Below are 10,892 nucleotides of genomic sequence, written 5' to 3'. Positions count from 1 at the left end.
CAGCAGGCGCGCGCGCAGCTGCTGGTCGATCTCGTTGGCGATGGCCGGGTTGTCGCGCAGGAACTGGCGCACGTTCTCCTTGCCCTGGCCGATGCGGTCGCCGTTGTAGCTGTACCAGGCGCCGGACTTGTCGATCAGGTTCTCCTTCACGCCCAGCTCGATGATCTCGCCCTCGCGCGAGGAACCCTCGCCGTAGAGGATCTCGAACTCGGCCTGGCGGAACGGCGGCGCGACCTTGTTCTTGACCACCTTGACGCGGGTCTCCGAACCGATCACCTCGTCGCCCTTCTTGACCGCGCCGATGCGCCGGATGTCCAGGCGCACGGAGGCGTCGAACTTCAGCGCGTTGCCGCCGGTGGTGGTCTCGGGGCTGCCGAACATCACGCCGATCTTCATGCGGATCTGGTTGATGAAGATGACCAGGCAGTTGGACTTCTTGATGTTGGCGGTGAGCTTGCGCAGGGCCTGGCTCATCAGGCGCGCGTGCAGGCCGACGTGCGAGTCGCCCATCTCGCCCTCGATTTCCGCCTTCGGGGTCAGCGCCGCGACCGAGTCGACCACCACCACGTCCACCGCACCGGAGCGCACCAGCATGTCGGCGATCTCCAGCGCCTGCTCGCCGGTGTCCGGCTGCGACACCAGCAGGTCGGCGACGTTGACGCCGAGCTTTTCGGCATAGGTCGGGTCGAGCGCATGCTCGGCGTCGACGAACGCGGCGGTGCCGCCGTTCTTCTGGCAGTTGGCGATGACCTGCAGGGTCAGCGTGGTCTTGCCCGAAGATTCCGGACCATAGATCTCGATGACGCGCCCGCGCGGCAGGCCGCCGACGCCCAGCGCGATGTCCAGGCCCAGCGAGCCGGTGGAGACCGTGTCGATGGCGTCGTCGGTGCGGTCGCCCAGGCGCATCACCGCACCCTTGCCGAACTGCTTCTCGATCTGGCCAAGGGCGGAGGCCAGCGCTTTGCGCTTGTTGTCGTCCATCGTGGGAATCCCGGTGGTGTGGCTAGAGGAGTGGAGCGGATGATGCCCGGCCTGAATCTCACGGGCTGCGATCTGCGAAGGCCCCGATTATCCCACAGCCGTCAAGCCCCGCCGCCGGTGCCGGGCGCGTCAATCCGTCAGCGCTTTCCGCACGCCGTTGAGCGCGGCGGCCACGCTTTGCCGGCGGATCGCCTCACGATCGCCGGCGAAGTGGAACAGCTGCGCATGGGCGTAACCACCGCGGCGCTTCCAGCCGATCCAGACGGTGCCGACGGGCTTGTCCGGCGTGCCGCCGGAGGGTCCGGCAATGCCGGTGACCGCCACCGCGACGCCCGCGCCATAGCGCGCCATCGCGCCGGACACCATTTCCAGCACGGTCTCCTCGCTCACCGCACCGGTGCGCTCGAGCGTGCGCGGATTGACCCCCAGCAGCGCCTCCTTGGCCTCGTAGCTGTACACCACCACGCCGGCGTCGAACCAGGCCGAACTGCCGGGCTGGTCGGTGAGTGTCTTGGCGATCCAGCCGCCGGTGCAGGATTCGGCGGTGACCAGCATCAGTCGTTGCTGCAGCAGCTCGGTGGCGACCCGCACGGCCAGCGCGGAGAGTTCGGCATCGGTGGGGACGGCGGGGGGCACGGCGGACTCCGGCAGGTGCATGAGGGACAAGGCGTTCTAGCTGCTTGCGACCGATGCGGCAAGGTCGCCGGAGCGGTGCGCGGGGGCGCCCGTGTACACTCCAGCCCCTCCCGGCGCGATCCCGCCGCGGGCGTCTTCCGACACATCTCCCCTGCATGAACCTCAACGACTCCGCCTCGCACACTCCCTTCATGCGCCAGTACCTGGCACACAAGGCCGAGCACCCGGACGTGCTGCTGTTCTTCCGCATGGGCGATTTCTACGAGCTGTTCTACGACGACGCCCGCAAGGCGGCGCGGCTGCTCGACATCACGCTGACCCAGCGCGGCCAGTCCGCCGGCGCACCGATCCCGATGGCCGGCGTGCCCTACCATGCGGCGGAGAACTACCTGGCCCGGCTGGTGAGGCTCGGCGAGTCGGTGGCGATCTGCGAGCAGATCGGCGACCCGGCCACCTCCAAGGGCCCGGTCGAGCGCAAAGTGGTGCGCATCGTCACGCCCGGCACGGTGACCGACGCCGCGCTGCTGGAAGAGCGCCGCGACAACCTGCTGCTGTCGATCCATGCCGGCGCGCAGGGCGCCTTCGGGCTGGCCTGGGTGGACTTGAGCTCCGGCCGCTTCCTGCTCAGCGAAGTACCTGGCGCCGAAGCACTGGCCGCCGAGCTCGCGCGCCTGCAGCCGGCCGAGACGCTGGTCGGCGAGGATGGCGCCTGGCCGAAGCTGGTGACCGCCCTGCCCGGCCTGCGCAAGCGGCCACCGTGGCATTACGACCTCGACGCCGCACGGCGCGAGCTCAACCGCTTCTTCGGCACCCGCGACCTTTCCGGCTTCGGCATCGACGGCCTGCCGCTGGCCATCGCCGCGGCCGGCTGCCTGCTCGGCTATGTGGAAGAGACCCAGAAGAGCGCGCTACCGCACCTGACCGGCATGGCGGTGGAAAACGCCGGCGACACCATCGCGCTGGACGCCGCCACGCGGCGCAACCTCGAGCTGGATACGCATCCGAGCGGCCGCATCGAATACACCCTGCTCGGCGTGCTGGACGAAACCGTCACGCCGATGGGCGCGCGACTGTTGCGCCGCTGGCTCAACCGCCCGCTGCGCGCGCGCGACACGCTGCGCCTGCGCCACCAGGCGATCGCCACGCTGATCGAGGCGCGCGCTTACGAGCCGCTGCGCGAGAAACTGCGCGGCATCGGCGATCTGGAACGCATCCTGGCCCGCGTGGCGCTGTGTTCGGCGCGGCCGCGCGATCTTTCCACGCTGCGCGATGGCCTCGCCGCGGCACCGGTGCTGCGCGATCAGCTGGCCGCGCTGGACAGCCCGCTGCTGCACGCGCTGGTGGCGCGCATCGGCGATCACGCCGACACCACCGCACTGTTGCAGCGCGCGGTCGTCGCACAGCCGCCGGTCCTGCAGCGCGACGGCGGCGTCATCGCCGAAGGCTACGACGCCGAACTGGACGAACTGCGCCGCCTCTCGACCAACGCCGACCAGTTCCTGGTCGAGCTGGAAGAACGCGAGAAGGCCGCCAGCGGCATCCCGACGCTCAAGGTCGGCTACAACCGCGTGCACGGCTACTACATCGAGATCACCCGCGCGCAGGCCGACAAGGCGCCCACGCACTACACGCGCCGGCAGACCACCAAGAACGCCGAACGCTACATCACCGAAGAGCTGAAGGCTTTCGAGGACAAGGTGCTTTCGGCCCGCGAACGTTCGCTCATGCGCGAGCGTGCGCTGTACGAAAAGCTGCTCACCACGCTGATCGAACGCCTCGCCCCGCTCAAGGACGCCGCCGCCGCCATCGCCGAGCTGGACGTGCTGGCCGACCTGGCCGAGCGCGCCGAGGCGCTGGACTGGCGCGCTCCCGACCTCACCGACGCACCCGGCATCTGTATCGAGCGCGGCCGCCACCCGGTCGTCGAGAAGGTACGCGAGGAACCGTTCGAGCCGAACGACCTGGACCTCACCGACGCGCGCCGCATGCTGGTGATCACCGGCCCGAACATGGGCGGCAAGAGCACCTACATGCGCCAGAACGCGCTGATCGTGCTGCTCGCCCACATCGGCAGCTACGTGCCGGCAGCGCGCGCCTGCATCGGCCCGGTCGACCGCATCTTCACCCGCATCGGCGCCGGCGACGACCTCTCGCGCGGCCAGTCCACCTTCATGGTGGAGATGAGCGAAACGGCCAACATCCTGCACAACGCCACCGAGCACAGCCTGGTGCTGATGGACGAGGTCGGCCGCGGCACCAGCACCTACGATGGCCTGGCGCTGGCCCGCGCCGCCGCGGTGCACCTGGCCGCCACCAGCCGCGCCTTCACCCTGTTCGCCACGCATTACTTCGAGCTGACCGAACTGGCTGCCGGGTACCCGGGCATCGCCAACGTGCACCTGGACGCGGTCGAGTACGGCGAGCAGTTGGTGTTCATGCACGCGGTCAAGGACGGCCCGGCCAACCGCAGCTTCGGCCTGCAGGTGGCGGCGCTGGCCGGCCTCCCCAGGAGCGTGATCGCCGACGCGCGCCGCACCCTGGCGGAACTGGAGCGTGGCATGCACGGGCAGGCGCCCCTGGCGCCACCCGCGCCGGCGGATTCCCCGCAAATGGGTCTGTTCGCGGTGCAGCCGTCCGCGGCAGAGGAGGCGCTTAAGGCGCTCGACCCGGACACGATGTCGCCGCGCGAGGCGCTCGAAGCGCTGTATCGGTTGAAGGGGCTGATCTAGCCTTCGCTCCGGATGGCCGGGCCGCAGCTCACGACCGCTCGTCCTTGAATTTCATGATCTGCCGGCGCGCCTGCTTGTCCGGTCGCGTCGGCGGGCGCAGCAAGCCGGCCGCGCCCAGCTTGCGCTGTGCCCGCATGGCCTCACGCGCGGCCACGCTTTCCGCGGTTTCGCGATAGAGCGCCTGGGCCACCGGCGCCGGTCCGCGCTGTTCGGACAGTGCCAGCACGGTCACCTCGAAACGCTCCTCGCCGCGGCCGACCTGCAGGCGGTCGCCCACGTGCAGTGCCTTGGCCGGCTTGCAGCCACTGCCGTTGACGTCGACCTTGCCGCCATCGATCGCCTGCTTGGCCAGGCTACGCGTCTTGAAGAAACGCGCAGCCCACAGCCACACGTCGGCGCGCACGGCCGGCAATTTGTCCTGTGGTTCACTCATGGCGCCCATTATCCCGCACGCCGCAGCGGCGGGCGCGCCTCAGCCCAGCAACGCGTGGCCCAGCGGCACGGTCAGCAGCGACAGCACGATGCCCGCCCCCAGCACCGTGTTGGCCAGCGGCGGATCCAGCCCATACTCGTCGGCCAGGATGGTCGCCGACACCATCGGCGCCATCGCCGCCTGCAACACGCCCACCGTCGCCACCAGCCCGCCAACACCGGTGGCGATACCCAGCAGCCAGCACGCCAGCGGTGCCAGCAGCAGCTTCCATCCCAGGCCCAGGCCCGCCGCGGCAAGCTGGCGCTCGCCCGGGTGGAAGCGGAACTGCAGGCCGACCGAGAACAGCGCCAGCGGCGTCAACGTCGCGCCCAGCGGCGCGAACACGCCCTCGACGACCGGGGGCCAGCCACCCAGCGCACCCACCGCGATACCGACCAGCAGTGCGACGAACGCGGGAAAGGTGGCGATGCGCCGCAGGATCGCCGCCGGCTCCGGTGCGCGGCCGGCGTACAGGCAGGCCACCACGATGCCCGCCGACGACAGCGCCGGGAACGTCCCCAACTGGTCGGCGACCACCGCCAGGGTCAGCCCCGGCCGGCCGTACAGCGCCTGCATCAGCGGGTAGCCCATGAACGAGGTGTTGCCCAGCCCGCATACCAGGATCAACGCCCCGGTGCGCCCACGCGACCAGCCCAGGCGCGGTCCCGACAGCCCGAACAGCAGCCATGCGCCGCCAAAGGTGAGCCACATCGCCGCGATCGGAAACCACAGTTGCGGATCGAAGCGAAGCTTGGGAATGAGCTCCAGCGTCAGCGCCGGCAGCGCGACGTTGATCACCCACCAGTTGAGTCCCGCCGCAAGCCCGGCCGGCGGCCGCGCGAGGCGCGCCACCAGCGCGCCCAGGACCAGGCAGGTGAACAGCAGCAACAAGGCACCCATGCACACGCCCATCGGGAAAGAGCGAAAGTCTAGCCCGCGGCGGCGTGCGCTGACGGCGAAGAAAAGGGCCCCGGAGCGATCCGGGGCCCTATTCGTTTGCGCCGACGGCTGCGCTCAGAACGTCATCTGGAAGGTGACGTTCACCGCACTGTCGCGGCCACCCGCGAGGATGCCGTCGTAGCCCGCCCGCAGGCGGGCGTGGCTGGACAGGCCGAAGTCGAAACCGGCCTGCAGTACCGCGGCGTTGGCCGTCAGCGGCGCACCGGTGACGGTGAACGTGCCGCTGTCGGCAAAGCGCTGCTGCGCGACCGCCATGCGGTCACCGTCGAGGTGCCGCCACGCCAGCGTGCCGTAGAGCGCCGCGCTGTCGCCGGCAAGCTGCCACCGGCCATGCAGGCCTACCGTGGCGAAGCTCGCCTCGGTGGTCTCGCGTGCGCTGGTGAGCATGGCAGCGCCGCCGCGCTCCTGCGCCTGGCCGGTGTGCACGGCCACGTGCGCGACATTCACGAACGGCTGGACCTGGCCGTGCGGGAAAACCACGCGGTAACCGCCCTCCAGCCATGCCTGGTCGGTACGGCCGGTGTAGTCGGCGCGCAGCGTCGCCGGAAGCACGGTGACCAGCCGGCGTGTGCTGGCGATGTCATGCCAGCTTTGCGCCACGCCACCCTCGGCCGTCCAGTTGCCCCACGCAGCGCCGGCGAAGGCACCCAGATGCTTGCTGTGCACCGAAGCCTCGCTGCCCAGCGCATCCACGCGCGCGACATCCTGGCCCAGGCCCGCCGTGACGCCTGCGCGCCACTGGTCGCCCAGCGGAGCATCCACGCCCAGCAGCAGGCCGTGGCCGTCGCTTTTCACTTCCGAGGCATTGCCGCCGCCCGGCAGCCGGCCGGCATGTTCCCAACCGGTCGCCCAGATGGAACCGTTGCTCTCGCCGATCGCGCGGGCGTTGTCCAGGTTGCCGTCCGCACGATGCAGGCGGTCGTCCATGGCCTGGCGCACGAAGCGGCTGTCGTCCAGCAGCACCGTGCGGGTGGAGGCGAACGACTCGCCCGACCACTCGGTCATCGCCGCCCGCGCGGTGTCGGCGTACTGCGTCACCAGCGCGTCGTGCACGGTGCCGTGACCGAGCGCGGTGAGCGCACCACCGACCGCACACTGGTTGGCGGTGACGGCAACGTCGCAGAAGTCCACGTCATTGCGCCACAACGTCATGGTGATCGCGTCGCCGGCATAGCTGAGCGAGGGCGTGAGGAATGCCAGTGAGCTGTCGGTCAGGTCGAACTGGCCTTCGATACCGCCCTTGGCGGTGATGATCGTGTAGGGCGTCTGCAGGCTGAAGTGGCCGTCCGTCGCCAGGTTGAGCACCGAGCCACCCTGCAGGATCAGCTTGCCGCCGATCACCAGCTGGTCACTGTGGCCTGCCGCATCGGTCTCCACCTGGTAGACCGCGGTGTTGCGGAACACCACGTCGCCCGTGGTGGTCAGCTTGCCGATCGAGTGGCCCGGCGCCAGCGTGCCGGCCAGATCCAGGCTGCCCAGCGTGCCGTTGCCCGACAGGCGCCCGTCCTTGCCCACGACAAGGTTGCCCGCGAGCGTGCCATCGACGGACAGGCCGCCGGCGGCCACCGTCCAGTTCTGGCTGCCGGCCGCCGTGCCGGTCAGGTTCCAGGTCGAACCGCCGACCTTCAGGAAGTTCGCGAATCCCTGGTACTGCGCAGCGCTGCCCAGTGCACCGATCTGCCCGAGCGCGAAGCTGCCGTCGGCGTCGCCGCCCAGCGCCAGCGTATCGCCCGACGCGCCGGCACCGCTGTGGCTGACCACCGCACCGTCGATGCGGGAGCCGGCCTCGATCACCAGCGTATTGCCGCCACCGGAGAAGTCGATCGCGTTGGCCCTTGCGCCGTTGCCCTCATCGGCAAGGCCACCGGCGATCAGCCCGCGGTTGATCACCGTCGCGCCGCCGGTGGCCACGACGCCCGCGCCACCCACACCGGCCTGGCCATAGCTGCCACTGGAGCTGTATTTCGAAACCGCCGACCTGGCATAGCCCCCCATGCCGCCAAGGCCGCCCACGATCGAGCCGGTGTTGGTCAGCGTAAAGCCGGCGCCACTGACGCCGGCGCCGCCGGCGCCACCCACGGGCGCTTGTGGCGACGCGTAGCTGCCGCCCTCGCTGTAGGTACCGAGTACCGCGCCGCCGCGCCCACCGTTGCCGCCGGTGATGCTCCCGCTGTTGCTGAAGGAGAAGCCGCTGCCGCTGACCCCGGCACCGCCGGCGCCGCCGAGCGGGTTGGCATCCGACGAGGTCGCTCCCTCCGGCAGCCCGTAACCGCCGAGGCCGGTGCCACCGGTGCCACCGTTACCGCCGTTGCCGCCCGTGATCGAGCCGGAACTGGCAAACGCGAAACCGGTCCCGCTGACGCCCGCGCCACCGGCGCCGCCGGCACCGCCCGGCGTGCCACTGCCGAAGGGCGAACCCTCGCCACCGTAGCTGCCGAAGTTGCCGCCCGCGCCACCCTGGCCGCCGGCGATGTCGCCGGCGTTGGTGGCATTGAACGAGGCACCCGAGACGCCCGCTCCGCCCAGGCCGCCGTTACCGCTGGTGGCGTAGGCGCCACCCACGCCATCGTGGCCGGCGCCACCGCCGATGCTGCCGCGGTTGTCCAGCTGGAACCGGGCGCCCGTCACGCCGGCGCCACCGGTGCCTCCGGTGCCGGCCTCCCAGCTGCGGTAGGAGGCCCCACCGCCCGTGCCGCCCAGGATCGAGCCGGTATTGCCGGCCGAGAACGACTGCCCGTCGATGCCGGCGCCACCGGTACCACCCGTGCCGCCGTAGCCGCTAACTCCGCCATAGCCGCCCTGGCCACCGGTGAGGTAGCCCCCGTTGGCCACGCTGAAGTCGGCACCGGCGACAGCCGCGCCACCGGCGCCACCGGCCCCGCCGTAGTTGCCGATCACGTAGCCGCCCGAGCCGCCGTAGCCGCCACCGCCGCCGGATACGTTGCCGGTATTGGTCAACGCGAAGCCGGCGCCCCGGACGCCCGCACCGCCGGCACCACCCTGCCCACCGCTCAGGCCGGTGGGTCCACCCTCGCCACCGTAGCCGCCGAGACTGTAGCCGCCGCTCCCGTAGCCGCCGGCGATGCCGCCGGCGTTGTCGATCACCGCGGCACCGGCGCTCACACCCGCACCACCCGCGAAGCCGCCACTGCCGCCGGCGCCGCCACCGATATACGCGCCGTTTTCGACCACCAGGGTGGTGCCGTCGGCAGCGTCCACGCCGGCCTGACCGGCAGCCTCGCTGCCGTCCGCGGCGTAGATCCAGGTACTGCCCGTGCCGTCGCCCACGCGCAAGGTGCCGCCGAGCAGGCTCCAGCCCTGGCGCATGTCGGTCCAGCCGGTGATCGTCCAGGTGCTCGCGCCGGACTTCGCCAGCTGCGAGAAGCCGTAGAAGCCCGGCGTGCCGTCATAGCCGTAGGCACGCCCGGCAAACAGGCGGTCGAGGTCGAACACGTTGCCGCCTTCGGCGTCCGCATCGCCGCCCAGTTCGAGCGTGTCGCCACCGTTGTCGCCGCCGCTGGTGCTCACCACGTTGCCGCGGAAGATCGCGCCACCCTGGACCACCAGCCGGTTGCCGCCGCCGGAGAAGTCGACGGCGTCGGCTTGCTCGCCGAGGCCGCCCTTGGCCAGCCCCCCGGCAATCGTGCCGCCGTTGATGACCGTGGCGCCGCCCGTGGCGCTCACGCCCACGCCGCCCAGCCCGTCGCCGCCGGCCGCGCCGCTGCCGGTCAAGCCCGCACCGGCGGCACCGCCGACGCCCCCGTTGCCGCCGACGACCACACCGTGGTTGTCGAGCGTGAAATCGCTGCCGGAGACACCCGCGCCGCCGAAGCTGCCGCTACCACCGTCACCGCCGCGACCACCGCCCCAGCCGCTGTGCCCGCCATCGCCACCGTCACCGGCGTCGCCGCCGGCGATGGTGCCCTCGTTGACCACACTGAAGCCGGTGCCACTGACGCCAGCCCCGCCCAGGCCGCCAACGCCCCCCATGCCACCGGTGTAGCGACCGTAGAACGAAGCGCCACCGTCGCTGCCCATGCCACCGCTGCCGCCGGCGCCACCGGCGATGGTCCCGGTGTTGTGCATCGTGAAGCCGCTGCCGCCGGCACCGGCGCCGCCGTTGCCGCCCGCGCCGCCCAGGGCGCCGGTGAGGCCGCCGGAACCGCCTTTCCCGCCCGCACCACCGGCCCCGCCGCCGATCGTCCCGGCGTTGTCCAGCGTCCCGTTCGTCACCAGGCCCTGGGCGCCGGCGCCGCCCTGGCCGCCGGCGCCACCGTAACCGGCATAACCGCCCGTGCCGCCCACGCCACCGGCACCACCGGCGCCTCCGGTAAGAGTGCTGCCCTCCGTCAGCGCCAGCCCGGTTCCGCTGGCGGACGTCACGCCCGTGACGCCGCCGGCACCCGCGCCGCCGGTGCCCGCGCGGCTGGGATCACTGCTGCCCATCGTTCCGCTGGCCCCTGCCGTGGCGGTGACGGCCGCCGTGGCACTGCCGCTGCCGAGCTTCATCGCGCCGCTGCCGAGGTTCCAGGCCAGGCCGCTGCCGGCGCCGGTCAAGGTGAGCGTGCCGCTGCCCGCCCAGGTGACGGTCCCGCTGCCGCACAGCGCCGCGTCGATCCGCAGGTCCGCCGTATCGGTGATGGTCACGTCCGCGGTGAGCGAAGGCAGCGCGCCGGTGGCGGCGATCGTGTCGCCACCGGCCAGTTGCACGTCGATGACGCTGCCCGGGTGGGCATTGGCATTGGCGATCGCCCAGCTGAGCGTGCCGGCGGCGCCGGTGTCCCCCTCATCCGTGGCCGAGGTGACGACGTAGGTCGCCGGCGCCGCGAAGGCGGGCATGGCGACCGTCCCCAGCCCCAGCAGCAGCGCCGCCGCGCACGCCTGTGCCAGCGGCCGGCGCGCCGGCTCGCGGCCGGCACCGCCCGGCGCGAGCCCGCCGCGCGGGGATCGGGCGAGCTCCGTGGCGACCTGCAGGACACCCAACGCGCGGTTCCAGACCAATCGATAGACCTTGTTCACTGCTTTCTCCCTGATGTGATCCCGGGCTCGCCGGTTCGGAATGGGACACGCGCCGGCGAGCGCGCTGCTCCCAGCGCGCCTCGGCGGTGTCGGGG

At 71.5% G+C, this 10,892-nt stretch carries 6 protein-coding genes; 1 reads left to right on the top strand and 5 read right to left on the bottom strand.

Features of this window, described 5'->3' with window-relative positions; translation table 11 throughout:
- On the bottom strand, positions 1 to 981 hold a 981-nt coding region (recA, locus tag VFH59_RS03580; RefSeq protein ID WP_325163516.1), incomplete at its 3' end, for a recombinase RecA.
- Positions 982 to 1,110: 129 nt separating this feature from the next.
- Complete coding sequence (locus VFH59_RS03575; protein WP_325163517.1) at positions 1,111 to 1,638, bottom strand: CinA family protein; 528 nt, start codon at positions 1,636 to 1,638, stop codon at positions 1,111 to 1,113.
- Between the two features lie 134 nt (positions 1,639 to 1,772).
- Here VFH59_RS03575 and mutS point away from each other — a divergent pair, with 134 nt between their 5' ends.
- Positions 1,773 to 4,346 (top strand): DNA mismatch repair protein MutS, encoded by a 2,574-nt coding sequence (mutS, locus tag VFH59_RS03570; RefSeq protein ID WP_325163515.1) that lies wholly within the window; start codon positions 1,773 to 1,775, stop codon positions 4,344 to 4,346.
- Between the two features lie 28 nt (positions 4,347 to 4,374).
- Here the strand turns inward: mutS and VFH59_RS03565 are convergent, their stop codons facing one another.
- The 3 genes from VFH59_RS03565 to VFH59_RS03555 form a co-directional block, all read right to left on the bottom strand.
- Positions 4,375 to 4,779, bottom strand: coding sequence for an RNA-binding S4 domain-containing protein (locus VFH59_RS03565; RefSeq protein ID WP_325163514.1), 405 nt, complete (start codon positions 4,777 to 4,779; stop codon positions 4,375 to 4,377).
- Between the two features lie 39 nt (positions 4,780 to 4,818).
- On the bottom strand, positions 4,819 to 5,718 hold the full coding sequence (locus VFH59_RS03560; protein ID WP_325163513.1) for an AEC family transporter: 900 nt from the start codon (positions 5,716 to 5,718) through the stop codon (positions 4,819 to 4,821).
- Between the two features lie 114 nt (positions 5,719 to 5,832).
- A complete protein-coding gene (locus tag VFH59_RS03555) occupies positions 5,833 to 10,797 on the bottom strand; it encodes an ESPR-type extended signal peptide-containing protein (RefSeq protein ID WP_325163512.1) in 4,965 nt (1,654 codons plus the stop codon).
- Positions 10,798 to 10,892 lie beyond the last annotated feature (95 nt).

This window comes from Frateuria sp., assembly GCF_035695185.1.
Lineage (GTDB): Bacteria > Pseudomonadota > Gammaproteobacteria > Xanthomonadales > Rhodanobacteraceae > Frateuria_A.
The sequence above is the reverse complement of the archived record's forward strand: the minus strand, read 5'-3'. Positions and strand labels throughout refer to the sequence as shown.

Bases quoted from the DNA above. Each gene is read 5' to 3' on its own strand.
- VFH59_RS03575 (WP_325163517.1), bottom strand. From the start codon at position 1,638: ATGCACCTGCCGGAGTCCGCCGTGCCCCCCGCCGTCCCCACCGATGCC.
- mutS (WP_325163515.1), top strand. From the start codon at position 1,773: ATGAACCTCAACGACTCCGCCTCGCACACTCCCTTCATGCGCCAGTAC.
- VFH59_RS03565 (WP_325163514.1), bottom strand. From the start codon at position 4,779: ATGAGTGAACCACAGGACAAATTGCCGGCCGTGCGCGCCGACGTGTGG.
- VFH59_RS03560 (WP_325163513.1), bottom strand. From the start codon at position 5,718: ATGGGTGCCTTGTTGCTGCTGTTCACCTGCCTGGTCCTGGGCGCGCTG.